Below are 18,254 nucleotides of genomic sequence, written 5' to 3'. Positions count from 1 at the left end.
TTTTGGATGGTGGTTATATTTGGATTATTAGTTTACATAACATATTACTGTAAACCTGATATCGCATGTTTTTTTCGTTCATCTCCGATATGGGCATATACTTGTGTCGTGGCTACGGATTCATGGCCGAGTAATTGCTGGATCGTCAATACGTCGACACCGCTCATGGCGAGTCGTGAAGCGAATGTGTGTCGAAGTTTATGCGGCGTCACTTGCTTATATGTCAAAAAGGGGAGATACGGTTTCAAGCGGTCGATATGTCCCTTAAGCAAATGCTGAACCGTTCGCACGGCAATCCGTCTACCGTTCTCATTCTGAAATAGCGCACCGTCTTTCGAATGTTGTCGGAAATCAATCAATAGAGGATGAAGCGGTCCGGCAATCGGGATCACCCGCTCCTTGTTTCCTTTTCCGATCACGCGAATCGTCTCTATTTCGAGGTCGATATCGGACCAGCTGAGGCCGACGAGCTCAGAAACGCGCATACCCGTAAGTCCAAGCAGTTGAATAATCAAAAAGTCTCGGGTACGATTTGCCTCATAACGACTAGCCTCCCGATTCGTCATACCGACGTTGCTCCGAACAAGTGTCGAGAAATCGAGCCATTCTGACTCTGTCAGATAGACTGGGTTACGTTTGGCTCGTTTTGGTCGTTCTACTGTCTGAAATGGATTCACCGTCGCTTGATTGGTCTCAATCAAGTAATTGAAGAGTGATTGTAACGTCGATAGTTTTCGATTGATGACGCTTGGAGCGTTCTCTAGTTCAAGTGCGAGATAGGAAGCGTATGCCTCTGCTCCGGCATGATCGAGCTCGGTGAATGACGCTAAGTCGATCGTATCCGGTTCGAGTTCGGTTCCACTCACATGCTCGACCCAGCGAAAGAAGTCTAATACATCGTACACGTAACGTTGGGCTGTCTGTTTGGAATAGTGTTTTGCAGCTAAGTGATGAAAGAACTGTTGGATAAATGTCGGCAATCGGTGCAGTCCGTTCAACTCGAAACGCTTCGTCGTTGTCGGTGTCTGCCGTTGTCCAAGTTGGCTGAATATACTCATTTATGTCTCCTTTCTTTACGTGTATCTGACTTGATTCTTGCCATTTCGTTTTCCCTCGCGGAGAGCGTCATCTGCTTCTTTGACGATTTCTGCGACTGTATCGAAGTCATGTCGGATCGCCAGACCAAACGTCATTGTCACATGAAGACGCTCACCTTCGTAAATAAAGCTCGTGACTTCGATTGTTCGCCTTATCCGTTCGATCGACTCATAAAAGTTTCCAGATGGGTCGGTTAAGAAAAGCAGAAACTCTTCTCCTCCCCAGCGGACCGTAATCCCGTCACTATCGGACAGGATAGATGCGACTTGTTGGAGCACGCGGTCCCCACAATCATGCCCATACGTCTCGTTGAATGATTTGAATCGATCGATATCACCGAGGGCGATCGCATACGGAATATGTTCACGGACAGCTCTGTCAACCGCTTCTGCAACCTGTTCTTGTCCGATTTTACGATTCAAGAGTCCGGTCAATCCGTCCGTGGATGCGAGGATTTGTAGTCGTTCATTCGATAGTTCTAATTCATCCGTCACTTCGACGACGGCTGACTCAAAAATGAACGAGAGACCGGCAATCATCATGACGGTCGATAGGATACAAAAGAGACCGAGTGCCTGTTCGAAGCTTGCTGATATTGTCACTTGTCCATCCGATACGAAGATGAAAAGGATACTGTAGATCACCATCGCGAGGAGGGTAGCCAGGATCCGTTGCGTTTTCGTCACGCTTGGCATGAAAAAAACACCGTATGCCATCATGAGGATGAAGTAATGCATGTTGACTCCCCATCCGAGGATGAACGTCGAGATCATTGCATTATAGACAACTTCAATAAAGAGTCCGGTAAAGAAAATTCCGTACCATCGTTTATGTACAAAGTAAAAGGAAATCGTGTAGTAGATGACACTCAATCCGTTTGATAAGAACAAGGAAGTCACGTCTAATCGCCAAAATAAGATGCAAAATAAAAAGTGAACCATCCAGGCAATCGCGTTTCCGTAAAAAGTTATGCGTTCATTGTAAAGTGTTCCGCGTCGGGATTCATAAATTGTTCCCATCTCACACCTCCCTTCTTTTAGTATATCGAAAGAGAGACTGATTTTATATAAAAGTCACCAAAAATCTAACCGAAAAACGCTTTTGATTCGCATCTTAAATTGCGTGAAATAGATATTTCACGCAATGTTCATGAGTTGCATGATTGTTTATAAATCGAGTGGTTAATCAACTAATAAATTTTATCGCAAAATAAAAGGTAGACGATAATTTGTTATGTAAACCATATTGATTTGTCTTGAAATTGTAATGTTGGGTCATTATACCTTATGATGAAAATAGGACTTGAAACAGGAAGGAAGGTAACGTTACACTGTAAACGTAAACCAAAGGGGGATTTTGGATGGATGATCAGCGTTTGAAGCAACTTTTGTCTGAAGCGAAGACCATCGCGGTCGTCGGCGTGTCCGACAACCCGAACAAGACGGCCAACCAGATTGCAGAGTATCTACTACGCGTCGGCTATACCGTCATCCCTGTCAACCCGATGCTCGAACAATGGAACGGTCGCAAGGCGTATCCGTCCGTCGAGAGCATCCCGGGTAGAATCGATATTGTCGACGTGTTCCGTCGCAGCGAATTTTTAGCAGGTGTCGCGGAAGACGCGGTACGACATGGGGATGTCGGGCTCGTCTTCAACCAGCTCGGTCTCTCAAGTCCAGAGGCGGAGCAAATCGTGCGCGATGCCGGACTCGACTACGTTGAGAATCGCTGCCTGTACGTGGAGCATGCTCGTCTACTCGGATAAGACCTACCTCCTTGGTAGGTCTCCTTTTTTTCAGCAACGCCTGACATGGGAGGCTTGCCAGAATCGATGAACAGCTATACAATAGGAAAGAAAAACGAACGTGTGTTCGAAATTGAGGTGACTGCTATGTCAACAGATCTATTTAATTACAATGAAGACGCCATTCAGGTGCTCGAAGGACTCACGGCCGTACGAAAACGACCGGGGATGTACATCGGGTCAACCGACCATCGCGGACTTCACCATCTCGTCTATGAAATCGTCGACAACGCGATCGATGAGGCGCTCGCCGGTTTCGGTGGTCAAATCGATGTGACGATCCACAAGGACGACGCGATCACGGTCCGTGACCATGGTCGTGGTATGCCGACGGGGATGCATGCCTCTGGGAAACCGACCCCAGAAGTCATCTTCACGGTCCTTCACGCAGGAGGGAAGTTTGGACAAGGTGGCTATAAGACATCGGGCGGACTCCACGGTGTCGGTGCTTCTGTCGTCAACGCCCTTTCAAGCAAGGTCGTCGTGACGATTCACCGTGACGGCAAGGTGTTCGAACAGACATTTGCGGACGGTGGTGTGCCTCAAACAACCTTGATTGAGACAGGCAAGACACGTCAGACCGGGACGAGCGTCTATTTCAAACCGGATGCAACGATTTTCTCGACGACGACGTATAATTATGACACGCTCGCCGAACGCCTCCGTGAATCAGCTTTCCTCTTAAAAGGATTGACGATCTCACTCACGGACGAGCGTACCGATAAACAAGACACGTTCCATTACGAGGATGGAATCGCCGAATTCGTTCAGTACTTAAATGACGACAAGGCGACGCTCCACCCGATCGTCTATTTCGAAGGGACGGAGAACGAGATTGAGATCGAGCTCGCCTTCCAGTTCACGGACGCCTATTCCGAGAACGTCCTCTCATTCGTCAACAACGTCCGGACGCGTGACGGTGGAACGCATGAGGTCGGCGCTAAGACGGCGATGACCCGGATCATGAATGAATATGCGCGTAAGAACGGACTGCTCAAAGAGAAGGATAAGAACCTAGACGGCGGTGATGTTCGTGAAGGACTCACGCTCATCGTCTCGGTCCGAATCCCGGAGGAGTTCCTCCAGTTTGAGGGACAGACGAAATCGAAACTCGGCTCCCCGGAGGCGCGTGCGAGTGCCGATAGCGTCATGGCGAAGCAACTGACGATCTTCCTAGAGGAGAACCCGCAGATGGCCACGATGCTCATCAAAAAGGCGATTCGCGCGGCACAGGCTCGCGAGGCGGCACGTAAGGCACGTGAAGAGGCACGTAACGGCAAGAAAAAGAAACGTTCGAGTATCTTGAACGGGAAACTGACGCCGGCGACGTCGAAAAATGCCGCAAAGAACGAACTGTTCCTCGTCGAGGGGGACTCGGCCGGTGGTTCCGCCAAACAAGGGCGTGACCGGACGTTCCAAGCCATCCTTCCGTTACGCGGAAAAGTCATCAACTCGGAGAAGTCAAAACTCCAGGACATCATGAAGAATGAAGAAATCAACACGATCATCCATGCGATTGGTGCCGGGGTCGGTCACGATTTCGACTTGGACGACTGTAACTTCGATAAGATTATCATCATGACGGATGCCGATACAGATGGCGCGCATATCCAAGTGCTCCTTCTCACATTCTTCTTCCGTTATATGCGTCCACTCGTTGAGGCGGGCCGTGTGTTCGTCGCCTTGCCACCGCTCTATCGCATCTCAAAAGGGAAAGGCAAGTCCGAGCAATTTGACTATGCCTGGGATGAAGAGGCGCTCGAGAAGCTCGTCAAGGTGTATAAGAAAGGCTATATCCTCCAGCGCTACAAAGGTCTCGGTGAGATGAATGCGGATCAATTATGGGAGACGACGATGAACCCGGATACGCGTACACTCATCCGTGTCACAGTCGACGATGCGGCTGTCGCGGACAAGCGTGTCTCGGTCTTGATGGGTGACAACGTCACCCACCGCCGTGAATGGATTGAGGAGAACGTCGCCTTCGGACTCCAAGAAGATGATTCGATCATCGCCAATGAACATGTGACTAAAGCGATTGAGGAAGTGATGTAACGATGTCGACGATTCAACACATTTTAAACTTATCTCTCGAACAGGTCGTAGGTGACCGGTTCGGGCGTTATTCGAAATATATTATCCAAGACCGTGCCTTACCGGATGCTCGTGACGGGCTCAAGCCCGTACAGCGCCGGATTCTATATGCGATGCACCATGAGGGAAATACGAACGACAAGCCGTACCGGAAGTCCGCCAAGACGGTAGGGAACGTCATCGGGAACTATCACCCACACGGTGACTCGTCTGTCTATGAGGCGATGGTACGCCTATCGCAAGATTGGAAATTACGCTATCCGCTCATCGACATGCATGGGAACAACGGATCGATGGACGGTGACCCGGCAGCGGCCATGCGTTATACGGAAGCGCGTCTCTCGAAGATTGCAGGAGTCATGCTGACGTCGATTGCGAAGAACACGGTCGACTATACGCCAAACTTTGACGACTCGACGGAAGAGCCGCTCGTCTTGCCGTCGCTCCTCCCGAACTTGCTCATGAACGGGACGACTGGGATCTCAGCCGGTTATGCGACAGAAATCCCACCGCATAACTTGACGGAAGTCCTCAACCTCGCCATTGCACGCCTGAAGGGTCAGGTCGCTACGGCAAAAGACGCCCTCGAGTATGTCACGGGTCCCGACTTCCCGACTGGTGGGACGGTCATGGGGAAAGACGGTATCCTCAAGGCGTTCGAGACCGGTAAAGGGAAGGTCATCATCCGGGCGAAGTCCGAGATTGAGCAATTAAAAGGTGGACGTGAACAGATCACGATCACCGAACTCCCGTATGAAGTGAACAAGGCGAACCTCGTCAAAAAGATGGAAGAGCTCCGTCTCGACAAAAAAGTCGAAGGCGTCGCGGAAGTCCGTGATGAGACGGACCGGACCGGCCTTCGGGTCGTCATCGAATTGAAGAAAGAAGCGGACGCAGAAGGTGTCCTTCACTTCTTCTTGAAGCATACGGACCTACAGCTCGCCTATAACTACAATATGGTCTCCATCGTGAACCGGACACCGAAACAGATGGGAATCATCCCAATCATCGACGCCTATTTGAAGCACGTCGAAGAGGTGGTGACACGCCGGACAACGTTCGAGCTCGAACAGGCGAAAAAACGCGCTGAAATCGTCGATGCTTTAGAACAAGCCATCTCGGTTCTCGATGAGACGCTCGAATTGATTCGTTCCGCAAAAGACAAAGCGGATGCGAAGAAGAAACTGATGGAGCGGTTCTCATTCACGGAACGTCAGGCCGAAGCCGTCGTCATGCTCCAATTGTATCGACTTACGAACACAGACATCGTCGAGTTGCAAAAAGAAGCGAAGTCTCTACAGAAAGAAATTATTCGTCTCTCGAACATCCTCGAGGTGGATTCGACGAAACGGAAGTTGATCGTGAAGGAGCTCACGGCGCTCCGTGATGAATTCGGCGATGACCGTCGCTCGGTCATCGAATCGGAAGTCGAAGAATTGAAACTGAAGACCGAAGTCATGATCGCCGTCGAGGAGACGATGGTATTCGTCAGTCGTGACGGGTATGTCAAACGTGCCTCGATGCGCTCGTATGGCGCGTCTAGTGACGTCTTGCCCGAGATGAAGGAAAAAGACCGTCCGCTTCTCACGACACAGGCGATGACGACAGACCACTTGCTCGTCTGGACGAACAAGGGCAGCTATCTCCTCGTCCCAATCCATCAGATCCCAGAATCGAAATGGAAGGATGCCGGACAGCACGTCGCCAACCTCGTCCCGATCGAAGGGGAACAGGTCATCTCGGCAGACGTCGTCTCGACGTTCGAGACAGATGCCCACTGCCTCTTCGTGACGAAAGACGGGATGGTTAAACGTACGCCGTTACGAGACTATGACGCGCAGCGGAAATCGAAACCGCTCATGGCCTTGAAACTAAAAGGTGACGATGAGGTCGTTTTCGCAGGGATCAGTGACGGTCCTGGGCAGTTGTTCCTCGTCTCAGAACGTGGCTACGGCCTCTGGTTCAAAGAGGATGATGTCCCGGTCGTCGGACAGCGGGCAGCCGGTGTGAAGGCGATGAACTTGAAAGACGGTGACGTTGTCGCCGATGCCTTCTCCTTCTTTACGCCACCGTTGTTCGTCCTCGTGACGCAACGAGGAGCGGTCAAGAAGATGAAGCTCGAAGACCAGTTCGATTGTACGAACCGCAACCTTCGCGGTACGATGCTCATTCGTGAGGTAAAATCTAAACCGCACCAAATCCGACGTGTACTCCCGGTACATGGGGATGAGACATTGCATATCGTCGGGAAAGAGAAGGCAAAAGAAGTGAGTACGAAGAGTCTGACGCTACTTGATCGCTATGCCAACGGGTCATTCGTCTTTGACGAGGACTCATTTGGTGAGATTGAGGACGTCTATCTCGATTAACGAAGTGAAAAAAGACCTATAATCAGCATTATTGCCGATTATAGGTCTTTTTGTTTGATCCACGTTTCAAGCTCACGTTGTTGGAGACGATGATGTCTCGTATGCATCTCGACGAGCTCGAACCATTCTGTCGCATTCAACCAGCCAAACCCACCGTGAAACGTTTTACGATCCTCGGCGGTATTCTCTAACTGCGATTCCAACGTTTTCATTCTTGAAATCAAGCTTTGCATTCGCTCTTGAAGCGTGACACTAGAATCCGTATTGTTCGGCGGTTGGTTCATTTCTGGAGGAAGCTCGATTTTTATTGGAGGAAAACCACCTTCCATGAATAACTTCTCTCCAAACGGTGTCTTCTCACCATCTGAAACGCCATCACCCCGTAAACAAATCTCGACTTCATCCAAGTATTCACTCGCGACCAAAATGAGATGGTCATACATCTGTCCGATCGACCAAATTTTTGGGGCATGCTTATACCGCAAGTCAGATTCTGAATAGTGTATCAGGTCTTCGAAAAATCCGTTTAATTCATAACGATTCATCTTATCCCACCTCTCACTTTCATTATACATATATCCAGGATTCGATATGCCTCTCAAGAAATTTAGTATTGGAAAAGGAACAACTTGTCGATTTGCCGAAAAAGACATGTAGGACAAAAGATAGGGGGATCTATATGTCTCAATGGCTAACGTGGGCGAAGCGGATTCAGGCGCTATCTCAGGCCGGTCTGACATTCACACGTGATCAGTATGACCGAGAACGGTACGAAGAGCTTCAGGAAATCGCTAAAGAGATGTTCGAACGACATTCCGACCTGCCGAAGGAGATTGTTACAAAGTTGACCCATGTCGATGGATATCCAACACCGAAACTTGATGTTCGAGGCGTTGTTTTCAAAGAGGACCGACTCCTACTTGTGAAAGAGCGGTCAGACGGATTATGGACGTTACCAGGAGGATTTTGTGAAGTAAATCGTTCACCCGCTTCGAACATCATCAAAGAAGTAGAGGAAGAGGCGGGGCTAGACGTGATTCCGATTCGTTTGCTCGCCTTATTCGACATGCACGAGCATCCGCACCCGCCACTTTCTGAGCACTATTATAAACTTTTCATCGAGTGCGCATTGATTGGTGACGAGGAAGGGACGGCAGGGATGGAGACGACTGACGTTGGATTCTTTGAACGTGATCATTTGCCAGAACTCTCTCTTGCCCGTAACACACTTGAACAGATTCATATGTGCTTTGATGCTCATTGGCAGGAAGAGGACTGGACCACTCTATTCGACTAGGAGGCTGATCCGATGAAAGTTAGACGATACGGACACATTCATCTACTCACTTTTTATTCACCGATCTTACCGATAAATGTGCAATTGTTCGAGCATGAACTGGGACTCGTATTGATTGATACGGCACTCGAGCGGAATGCGGCACATATTTTGTCTTATATTAACGAGCTGGATAAGCCACTTCTCGCCATTTTATTGACTCATGCCCATGGCGATCATGTCGGCGGGGTAGATGCCATCAAGTCTGAACATCCTCTCGCAGAGCTATACATGTCTCGACGTGATGCTCGCTTACTATCAGGAGACCGTTCACTAGATGAGGATGAACAAAACAAGATTCGTGGTTCCTTACCGACGATTCGCTCCAAACCGGATAGGCTGATCGATCCAGGCGAGCGGCTATTTGGGTTACGGGTTCTTGATGCAGCGGGGCATACGCCTGGGTCGATTGCTTTTTATGACGAATCAAACCGAATCTTATTCGCAGGTGATGCTTTTCAATCACAAGGAGGGGCGGCGGTGGCAGGGGACGTACGTCCTTTGTTCCCATTTCCCGGCATCGCAACTTGGAATCGTTCGGTTGCCGTCAAGAGCGCGGAACGCCTGATCGATTTATCACCGCTCCTGATATTTGTCGGACACGGTTCACCGCTCAAAGGGACGCATCGCCTCTATTTAGCATTGAAACGTGCGAAACGGAAACAGGCGAGAAAGTTCATCCGTTAACGGGAGGGTTGAAGCATGCAACTGAAAGAGATCCCTATACAGCAATTCGAACAAGCACGCCAGATGCTTGAAATTCAACGAAATGCGTATGCTGTTGAAGCAGAATTGCTCGGTTTTGATGAGATTCCGGCACGATATGAGACGATTGATGTTATTCAAAATTTGCCCGGAACGAGCTATGGGCTATTTATCGAAGAGCGGATCATTGGATTTGTGACCATCGAGTCGTCTGAAACTACGGTGGAAATCACGAAACTATGTATTGATCCGACATACTTTCGGGCGAGACTGGCGACGACGTTACTCGAACACGTGCTGAAACTTCACAATGGTAAACTCATATATGTGCACACCGGCAAGCATAATGGCCCAGCCAAGCGTCTATATACGAAACTCGGATTCGAACGAAGCGCGGAATTCGAACCCGAACTTGGCGTCACATTAATTCGATATACGCATTCATCTTAATTTTTCTAACTCATCTCACTATCATAAGTATACTAAGATAATGAGATGAGTTCTTATTTTTACTGATAATATATGTTATGTAAACTATTAAAAAAAGAGAGCGATTACCGCTCAAATTTGATTTCCCCTCCTATGTGAAAATTCGGTACCAATATAAGGTCAATTCGATTTGTGGATTCGCATATTGTTTGATTGAGTCGACTCCACCTAGTTGGAATCCCTCATTTCGATAAAATCTGCATGCAATCAAGTTATCATTTTGTGCTTCTAATGATAATCCAATGAGTTGTTTCTCCTTCGCCCAACATTCTGCCATTTCAAGCAGCATCCGTCCGACTCCACGTTTACGATACGATTGACGGACCGCGATGTTTTCAATGTATGCGAATCGACTCCAGTCCGTCGTGAGTCGGATTTGCCCAACGCAAGTACCCGCATCCATGGCTAGATACACAACACGATCATCCTGGTCGATATAATGATCCCAATCTAATCGGTCATCGGGAAATTTAAGCGCCGAAATCTCCTTGTTCAATTCTTCTCTGTAAGTCCATGATCCATTTAAATAGCTAGGAATGATTCGACCAATGATTGGAAACGGGTCATTCGCATCATTCACTTGTGGAATGAGTGATTTGTGCAATGCGACAATTTGGATTGGGTTCATCTGTTTCACCTCCAATATTTTTTCGTATGACCTTCCTATCATTCATTATGATTATAATCAGGCTGGAAAGGAATGATTTGTTCTGTTTCACGTTAAATGAAACGCTGTATTATTCCAATGATTTTTGAATTCAAAGGAATGATAGCGCTTCATGAATATTCGTTTCAAATATCTATTTCATCTGTTTGATAGATGCTTCACAGTTGCTAGACCATTGAAGTCATGCTATTTTTAGACAGATGAAGCATCTTAAGGAGGAATTCTTGTGAAACGAACGACAAAAGGATTAGCCGCAACATTGTTCTTAGCAGTCCCGCTCGCCGCTTGTGGTGATGATAGCACGAATCAAGCAGATCAGACACGCTGGGAAGAAATTCAAGAGGAAGGAACGTTGACAGTCGGTACGGCCGGTACGCTCTACCCCGCTTCTTTCCGTGAAGAAGAGAGCGACATGTTGACTGGTTTTGACGTAGAACTCATGAAAGAGATTGCGAAACGTCTCGATCTTGAAATCGAATTTAAAGAAATGGCGTTTGACAACATGTTGACAAGCGTTCAAAACGGACAGATTGATGTCGCAGCAAACGACATCTCGGTCACAGAAGACCGTAAAGAGAAATTTGCCTTCTCGAAACCGTATAAGTACACATACGGGACAGCCATCGTTCGGAAGAGTGACCTTTCAGGCATTGAGTCGCTTGAAGACTTGAAAGGCAAAAAAGCCGCTGGTGAAGCGACGACCGTCTTCATGGACGTGGCTCGTCAATATGGCGCTGAAGAAGTCATTTATGACAACGCAACGAATGATCAGTATTTGCGTGACGTTTCGACTGGACGCACTGACGTCATCTTGAACGATTACTACCTCCAGACACTCGCACTCGCCTTTTTCCCTGAGTTCGATATTACCATCCACCCGGATATCGCCTATAACCCACAAGAAGTGGCTTTCTTGATGGACAATGAGAATGATGAGCTCCAGGAAAACATTGACCGGGTGTTAGACGAGATGCTCGAAGACGGTACGGTCAAAGAGTTGTCTGAGCAATTCTACAACGGAGCGGACGTCTCGGTTGAACCTGACGTGGATGCGACAATCGTCGAGACGAAGTAAGGAGTCGATATGACGTTCTCGGACATCAAATGGGACGCCATCTTTGACGTAGACCTAGCCATCCGATCGTTTCCTTATTTGTTGGGTGGACTACCGAATACGCTTTGGATTTCATTTCTCAGTATGTTTTTTGGTCTCGTGCTCGGTCTCGTATTGGCGTTAGGTAAGCTGTCCCCGACACGCCTTCTGCGCTATCCGTCCACTTTTTACATCTCGTTCATGCGTGGTGTGCCCATCTTGATCATCTTGTTTATCCTCTATTCGGGATTCCCATTCATCGGGATCGAGTTTGCCGCATTGACGGCAGCCATTCTCGGGTTCAGTTTAAATTCAGCTGCCTATATTGCTGAGATTATCCGCTCTTCGATTCGCGCGGTCGATACAGGACAAGTTGAGGCGGCACGCTCGCTTGGGATGGGTAAATTTTTGACGTTAAAAGGTGTCATTTTGCCGCAGGCGACTCGGATCGCCCTTCCCCCGCTCTCGAATGTCTTTCTCGATTTGATTAAAGCGAGTTCGCTCGCCGCGATGATCACGGTACCTGAGATCTTTAACAAGGCCAAGATCGTCGGTGGACGAGAATTCGACTACATGACGGTCTATATTGTCGTCGCGTTGATTTACTGGGGGATCTGTACATTTATGTCGTTTTTCCAAGATTGGCTCGAACGTCATTTTGAACGATATTTGGATTCTCCAAAGCGCTGACTGACTGGTTGTAACCAGTCGGTCTTTTTTATTGATTGGATTTTCCGTACATCTCCTGAGGTGAATATGCTATGATTTTCTTAATTATCAGAAAAATATAGGGGGATTTTGAATGAACCATCCATGGGTTTCACATTTGAATGATCAAGTCATTGGTCAATCGAAGGCGATTAAGCTTGCCTCGATTGCTTTATTATCCGGGGGACATGTATTGCTTGAAGATCGTCCCGGTACGGGAAAAACGACTCTCGCGCGTAGTTTGGCGAGTTCGATTTCGGCAACGTTTCAGCGTGTCCAATGTACACCGGACACATTACCGAGTGATATTTTAGGGATGGAACTATTTAATCCGACAACTGGCGCGTTTGAACGTCGAACTGGTCCAATTTTCACTTCGATTTTACTGGTCGATGAAATCAACCGGACGACACCACGTACGCAATCCGCGTTACTCGAAGCGATGCAGGAGCGACAAGTCACACTTGGGGAAGTGTCACTTAAACTGCCCGATCCGTTTTTTATGATTGCCACGCAAAACCCGTTCGACGGACAAGGAACGTTCCCGCTCCCGCAGGCTCAGTTGGACCGTTTTTTATTCAAGTTGACCCTCGCCCCGCTCTCGCGTGATTCAGAGCGGCGACTGATTCGAAACGAACACCTCTCGACCGAATCATTTTCATTGCAGCAAGATGAGCTGTTGAAGATGCAACAGGAGGTCCGAAACGTACGATTCCATGAGGCAATCGAAGATTATTTACTCGATTTGATGGAGTCCCTTCGACATCATCGGGATATCGAGGTTGGACCGAGCCCTCGTGCAACGCTTGCCTATACGATGGCGGCTCGTGCGCACGCTTATATGGAAGGACGCGATTACGTTTCTCCAGAAGACATTCGGGCGCTCGCACTACCAATTCTAGGACACCGCATCGTCTTGACGGTCGAGGCTTCACTGAAGACAAAACCGACAAAGCTCATTAAATCTGTACTCGAGACCATCCCGGTCCCTTCAGAGGTGTAAGATGCAATTAGTCAGCCCACGCTATCTCGAGTCCGGCTATATGTGGCTCTTGTTCGTCGTCGGGATCTTTACGGCACTGTATGGAAATGTCTTGATTGCGAGTCTATTGATTGGGTTCAGCCTCTACGCCTTGGTCATGCCGGCATTCATGTTCCGGTTGGCGGAGCATATCCGAATCGACCTCACAGAAGAGCTAAAACTTTTTCCGAATGACGATGCCGTGTATGTCTTGAACCTTGTATCGACAGCAAAAGTGCCGCTTGGGGTTGTTCGATTATCCGGCTATTTACATCCGACGGTCGAGTCTGAAGGGCACGCCTTTTGGCGACAGGAGAATTTTGTCGAGACAAATGCAACTGTCGAGTTCACCATTCCGCTTCATGCGAAGAAACGTGGTCCGATTCGGTTAGAGGCAATCGGCTTAGAGATTCGTGACCCGCTTCGAATGTTTTCTCTATACAAGGAAGACGCTCTCCCACGAATCGGTTATGTATTTCCTGAGTTCTCACCGTATCCGATTCCAAAGCGCCCTCCTACCCTTCCTGGTGAGGAGATGGTACGGCATAGTGCCTATCGTGACCCGGAAACGTTCCAATCAGTCACGCCGTACCATGGACAGCCGATGCGTCAGCTGTATTGGTCTGCTTATGCAAAAACGGGGGAACTTCTCGCTCGTACGGAACAACCCGTACAGGCGAATGAGTATGTCATTGTCCTCGATTTGCTGACGAAAGACGGACGAGCCCTTACGTATCAGATGGAACGTCTCATCTCACAAGCGGCAGCACTATGCCGTGACTTTGAAAAAGAGAACGCAAGCTATGGATTGATTGTCCCGACGCTTACGAAAGATGGGATCACGTATGATTTGCAACCTGGTAGTGGAGAAGTGCATTTTCGTAAGATCATGACTACGTTTGCTTGTCTATCAGAGAGTGACTTCCCACTCGCTAGGTCGCTGTTCGAACGAAAAGTGGCCAAGTATAGCGGGAATCAATCCATTCTCCGGTTAGGAGGTGACGGCCAATGAGATGGTTATGGTGGGTCTTCGCAGCCTTTTATATCGGACATGTCTTTCCACTGCTCTTTTTATTGACGCTCCGTCTCTCTCGAAACACACAATTGATCGTGCAAACGCTCATAAGTATCGCCGCCTTGTATTTTTCTTATGAGATGAGCATCTTGCTTTTGATTTTCACGTACGTACATGCGTTCATCCGGACGTTAGATTGGACAGACCGCTACGCGATGGCGAGTGTGCTCTTCCTAGTGGCGGACTGGTTATTCCCACCGGCGACACAATCGCTTGCAATGGTCCTCTTTCCGTTCATCTTTTTGATTTGGCAACGGAATCTGTATTATCGTCGTGATTATAAGCGGATGGTGACGATGCTCGCCCTCGGTCTAGGAATCGGTCTGGTCGTATCCCTGATCATTCGTACGATAAAGGAACTTCTATTCGGAAATGTGATTGCTTGGATCAGTCCTTTCTTTTTATGGATTGGTAGCTGGTTCGACGGAATCGTTCTCGATCCAAATGATCGCGTCAATCGGTTTCTCGTACCAGACAACCCGAATCTTGATGCGGATACGTTGTCTCAAGAGACATTATTCGAATCTGCTTCGAATGAGTCTTTGTTTTTCATCGGCGTCTTTGTCGCCATCTTATTGATTGGAGTTTTCTTGTTCTTCTACTTACAGAAGCGGAAAGATATCCAAGAAGATGGGATGATTCCAAAAAGTATTCATCATCCGACACTTTCAGATAAGCGCATGGTCCGCTCACCTCGTCAGATTCAACTCCTTGAGACGGGACGAAAGCTTGAGCATCATCACCCTCGTTTTCGCGAGGAGACGGTGTTTGAATGGTTGGAACGAATTGAGTTCACCAACCATTCGCTTTACGCAGAGTGGCTAGAAGCTGCAGAGTATGGGGACAAAGAAGCCCCACAAGAGATCAACGATTCGTTCAAGCGACTCGTCGAACAAGTGAAAAACCGCTAAAAAACATCCGGCTATGAGGGGTCTCCTCTGCCGGATGTTTTGTTTTAAAGAATAGGACTGAGTAGACGCGATACACTTTCCTTAAAACGAATCCACCGCGTTCTTGATTCATATCGTTCAATCGTCAGTCGTTCGGCACGTGCTTCGTCTCGCTCGAACGCATCGATGACAGATTGTGCGACCGTATGATCAAAAATGAGCGCCGATATTTCAAAATTGAGTCGGAAACTTCGGGCATCGATGTTCGTCGTTCCGATTGAGGCGACTTCCCCATCGATGACAAGTGTCTTCGCATGGAGGAAACCTTCCTCATACGTAAACACTTCTGCGCCGTAACGAACAAGCTCAGCTGCATTCGCATATGTTGCCCAATAGACAAACATATGGTCCGGTTTGTTTGGAATCATGATCTTTATTTTTGTACCAGCCATGAGTGCGATCCGACAGGCGTCGAGAAAACTAGCATCTGGAATGAAGTACGGGGTCTGGATGTAGATGCATTCTTTAGATTGGCTAATCATTTTGACGAGCATATTCTTTAAGTGTTCTGTCGACGAGTTGGGACCGGATGTCACGATTTGTACCGGAGCGACAGGTAACATCGCATTCTCAATCGGCCAGACAAATGCGTCCTTCTCTTCTTTTTCACGCGTCGGGACAGAACGGTTCCAATCCAGGATGAATCGTTCTAGCAATTCTTTAACAGCATCACCCGCAATCCGTAGATGTACATCACGCCAGTACCCGAAATGTTCATCTTTACCGAGATACTCGTCCCCTACGTTGAATCCGCCGATATAACCGAGTTCTCCGTCGATAATACAGAGCTTTCGGTGATTACGATTGTTCACTCGAAAGTTTATCCCTAGCTTTGATGGAAAAAACGACTTGACCTCCCCACCATGAGTGAGAAAATCTTTAAAATGTTTGTGTTTCAGTCCTCTTGACCCAACTGCATCGTAGAGCAGTCGAATCCGTAAGCCTTGTTTTGCCTTCTCCGTCAACAACCGAATCAAGGATTGACCGAGTGCATCGTTTTGAATGATGTAGTATTGGATATTGACTTCTTTTGTCGCTCGTTCGATATCCTGAAACAGCTGATCGAATTTTTGGGTACCATCATGAAGAGTGCTGATGTCATTATGAAAAGACATCAGTGCATTCGTTGACACGAGGTTCAGACGAGCGAGTCGCCGATGCTTAAGGAGTAACGGATGATGGAAAGGTTCGATCGATCGATCGAGTTGGTCTAATTGTTCTTCGACATGGTGATGATAGGCTTCTCGCTTTTCTTCTTCGACCTGATAAAAGTTTTGAGATTTGATCAAGCGGCCAAAGAAAATGTAAACGAAGAATCCGATGAGCGGCAAGAAGAAAAGGACAAGCAACCACGCCCACGTCGTCCCGATATCTCGCCTCTCGAAGAAAATGATGGTGATGGCAAATGTGAGATTAAGTAGTAAGATGATCCACGTTAAGATGACGATGATGAGTCCGAATGTTACTTCCATCGTATCCCTCCCTTTCTTTCATGTCTTACCCGAAATCAGGTAATGTTAGTGAACGTTTTTTATGATTCGGGTATACATATAGGTAGAATTGAAGAAATGGGGGGAGTTTATGGAAGACATGATGATTGGATTCAGTCTATTAGTCCTCATCGGAGCACTTTCACAGTTACTCGCTTGGCGCTTTGACTTTCCGGCGATCTTGATTATGACGATTGCTGGGATCCTAGTCGGTCCGATTTTCGGGTGGTTGAATCCTAACGAAATACTAGGGGATTTGTATAGTCCCCTCATTTCGATCGCGGTGGCGCTCATTTTATTTGAAGGAAGTCTCAGTCTCGAGTTCCGGGAAATCGATGATTTGCGAAAGTACATCTTTCGCCTCGTCACGGTCGGGGTATTTCTCTCTTTCATACTGACATCGCTCCTCCTCCTCATCGTCGGAGATTTTCATTGGCTACCCGCATTCACACTGGGGGCTATCTTCGTCGTAACCGGACCGACCGTCATCATTCCGTTATTACGACAGGCGAACTTATCGGCTCGTCCTGCTACAGTCTTAAAGTGGGAAGGCATCATTGTTGATCCGCTCGGAGCCTTGATGGGCTTGTTTGTGGTTCGAGTCGGTTTCATCCTTTATCAGAACGATGGACTCGCCAGTCATTTGCCATTCTTTTGGTCCTGTATCATCGCCGTCGCATTCGGGATTGCCGTCGGTCATCTCTTGATTCGTTTGTTCGGAAACGAAAAAGTTCCCGAATATTTACGGACGACGCTTACATTCTCTGGCGTGCTTCTTGTCTATGCCATCAGTGAATGGGTGATGCAGGAAGTCGGTCTATTGGCTGTGACGGCAATGGGGTTGACCATGGCCAATTCTAAACATGGGCATGCACGAATCTTACATCAACTGCGCGAATTTAAAGAAAATATCTCCATCTTACTCGTTTCGACCGTCTTCATCATTTTGACGGCGAGTTTGACCCGCGATAGTTTACTCGCTATATTTGACTGGCCACTATTGCTGTCGATTCTTGGAATCTTGTTCATCGTTCGTCCCATCTCAGTGCAAACATCATTACTCGGCTCTCCTTTGACGACGCAAGAACGGGCACTCATTAGCTGGATTGCCCCTCGAGGGATTGTCGCTATGACAGTGACTGGCTTTTTCGCACAAGAAATTACTGAACTCGGAATCGCAGACGCGGAGCGGATGCTGCCCATCACACTCGGTTTAGTCGTGACGTCTGTCGCCTTGCATGGATTGACGATTAAGCCTCTTGCGAAGCGACTCGGTCTGACGAAAGTGAAGAATCCTTGGGAAAAGACATGAACAAAAAAAAGACACCGCCCGATGGCAGTGTCTTTGATAAGCT

General features: G+C 48.0%; 17 protein-coding genes. 12 read left to right on the top strand and 5 right to left on the bottom strand.

All coding sequences use genetic code 11. The features are described from left to right. Nucleotides 1-44: 44 nt before the first annotated feature. Together KNO90_RS00525 and KNO90_RS00520 are read right to left on the bottom strand one after the other, a co-directional pair. Entirely contained in the window at nt 45-1,058 is a 1,014-nt protein-coding gene (locus tag KNO90_RS00525; protein ID WP_215112769.1) for a tyrosine-type recombinase/integrase, read from the bottom strand. A gap of 15 nt (nt 1,059-1,073) precedes the next feature. Next, nucleotides 1,074-2,117: a GGDEF domain-containing protein gene (locus KNO90_RS00520; protein WP_215112768.1), complete on the bottom strand. Its 1,044-nt coding sequence runs from the start codon at nt 2,115-2,117 to the stop codon at nt 1,074-1,076. A gap of 341 nt (nt 2,118-2,458) precedes the next feature. Between KNO90_RS00520 and KNO90_RS00515 the strand changes: the two genes are divergently transcribed. From KNO90_RS00515 to parC, 3 genes are all read left to right on the top strand, one after another. Beyond that, nucleotides 2,459-2,863, top strand: a complete 405-nt coding sequence (locus KNO90_RS00515) for a CoA-binding protein (protein WP_214740681.1) — start codon at nt 2,459-2,461, stop codon at nt 2,861-2,863. 126 nt (nt 2,864-2,989) lie between these two features. Further along, nucleotides 2,990-4,957, top strand: coding sequence for a DNA topoisomerase IV subunit B (parE, locus tag KNO90_RS00510; RefSeq protein WP_214742372.1), 1,968 nt, complete (start codon nt 2,990-2,992; stop codon nt 4,955-4,957). Nucleotides 4,958-4,959: 2 nt separating this feature from the next. Next, a complete protein-coding gene (gene parC / locus KNO90_RS00505) occupies nt 4,960-7,365 on the top strand; it encodes a DNA topoisomerase IV subunit A (protein ID WP_214740680.1) in 2,406 nt (801 codons plus the stop codon). Between the two features lie 38 nt (nt 7,366-7,403). On the opposite strand, the gene KNO90_RS00500 is transcribed toward parC, so the two are convergent. Continuing rightward, on the bottom strand, nt 7,404-7,910 hold the full coding sequence (locus KNO90_RS00500; protein WP_214740678.1) for a DinB family protein: 507 nt from the start codon (nt 7,908-7,910) through the stop codon (nt 7,404-7,406). Nucleotides 7,911-8,044: 134 nt separating this feature from the next. Between KNO90_RS00500 and KNO90_RS00495 the strand changes: the two genes are divergently transcribed. Genes KNO90_RS00495 through KNO90_RS00485 form a run of 3 tightly spaced genes read left to right on the top strand, consistent with a single transcriptional unit; the run spans nt 8,045 to nt 9,856 of the window. Then, a complete protein-coding gene (locus KNO90_RS00495) occupies nt 8,045-8,662 on the top strand; it encodes an NUDIX hydrolase (protein ID WP_214740675.1) in 618 nt (205 codons plus the stop codon). 12 nt (nt 8,663-8,674) lie between these two features. Beyond that, a complete protein-coding gene (locus tag KNO90_RS00490) occupies nt 8,675-9,388 on the top strand; it encodes an MBL fold metallo-hydrolase (protein ID WP_215112767.1) in 714 nt (237 codons plus the stop codon). Nucleotides 9,389-9,403: 15 nt separating this feature from the next. Continuing rightward, complete coding sequence (locus KNO90_RS00485) at nt 9,404-9,856, top strand: GNAT family N-acetyltransferase (protein ID WP_215112766.1); 453 nt, start codon at nt 9,404-9,406, stop codon at nt 9,854-9,856. A gap of 130 nt (nt 9,857-9,986) precedes the next feature. Here KNO90_RS00485 and KNO90_RS00480 read toward each other — a convergent pair whose 3' ends face one another. Continuing rightward, nucleotides 9,987-10,523: a GNAT family N-acetyltransferase gene (locus KNO90_RS00480; protein ID WP_215112765.1), complete on the bottom strand. Its 537-nt coding sequence runs from the start codon at nt 10,521-10,523 to the stop codon at nt 9,987-9,989. A 265-nt stretch (nt 10,524-10,788) separates the two neighbouring features. Between KNO90_RS00480 and KNO90_RS00475 the strand changes: the two genes are divergently transcribed. The 5 genes from KNO90_RS00475 (at nt 10,789) to KNO90_RS00455 (ending at nt 15,370) form a co-directional block, all read left to right on the top strand. Next, a complete protein-coding gene (locus KNO90_RS00475; RefSeq protein ID WP_215112764.1) occupies nt 10,789-11,637 on the top strand; it encodes a transporter substrate-binding domain-containing protein in 849 nt (282 codons plus the stop codon). 9 nt (nt 11,638-11,646) lie between these two features. Next, nucleotides 11,647-12,345, top strand: a complete 699-nt coding sequence (locus KNO90_RS00470; protein ID WP_214740665.1) for an amino acid ABC transporter permease — start codon at nt 11,647-11,649, stop codon at nt 12,343-12,345. Between the two features lie 112 nt (nt 12,346-12,457). Continuing rightward, complete coding sequence (locus KNO90_RS00465; RefSeq protein ID WP_214740663.1) at nt 12,458-13,366, top strand: AAA family ATPase; 909 nt, start codon at nt 12,458-12,460, stop codon at nt 13,364-13,366. Between the two features lies 1 nt (nt 13,367). Continuing rightward, entirely contained in the window at nt 13,368-14,396 is a 1,029-nt protein-coding gene (locus KNO90_RS00460; protein WP_214740661.1) for a DUF58 domain-containing protein, read from the top strand. Beyond that, the gene (locus tag KNO90_RS00455; RefSeq protein WP_215112763.1) at nt 14,393-15,370 is read left to right on the top strand and encodes a hypothetical protein; all 978 of its coding nucleotides are present in this window, start codon (nt 14,393-14,395) and stop codon (nt 15,368-15,370) included. The genes KNO90_RS00460 and KNO90_RS00455 overlap by 4 nt, the downstream gene beginning before the upstream one ends. A 44-nt stretch (nt 15,371-15,414) precedes the next feature. Here KNO90_RS00455 and cls read toward each other — a convergent pair whose 3' ends face one another. Next, nucleotides 15,415-16,881, bottom strand: a complete 1,467-nt coding sequence (gene cls, locus KNO90_RS00450) for a cardiolipin synthase (RefSeq protein ID WP_215112762.1) — start codon at nt 16,879-16,881, stop codon at nt 15,415-15,417. Between the two features lie 109 nt (nt 16,882-16,990). Between cls and KNO90_RS00445 the strand changes: the two genes are divergently transcribed. Continuing rightward, the gene (locus KNO90_RS00445; RefSeq protein ID WP_215112761.1) at nt 16,991-18,211 is read left to right on the top strand and encodes a cation:proton antiporter; all 1,221 of its coding nucleotides are present in this window, start codon (nt 16,991-16,993) and stop codon (nt 18,209-18,211) included. The last annotated feature ends 43 nt before the right edge of the window (nt 18,212-18,254 follow it).

It is taken from the genome of Exiguobacterium sp. s63 (genome assembly GCF_018617335.1).
GTDB lineage: Bacteria > Bacillota > Bacilli > Exiguobacteriales > Exiguobacteriaceae > Exiguobacterium.
Note: the sequence above shows the minus strand (reverse complement) of the source record. Positions and strands in the feature narration are given on the sequence as shown.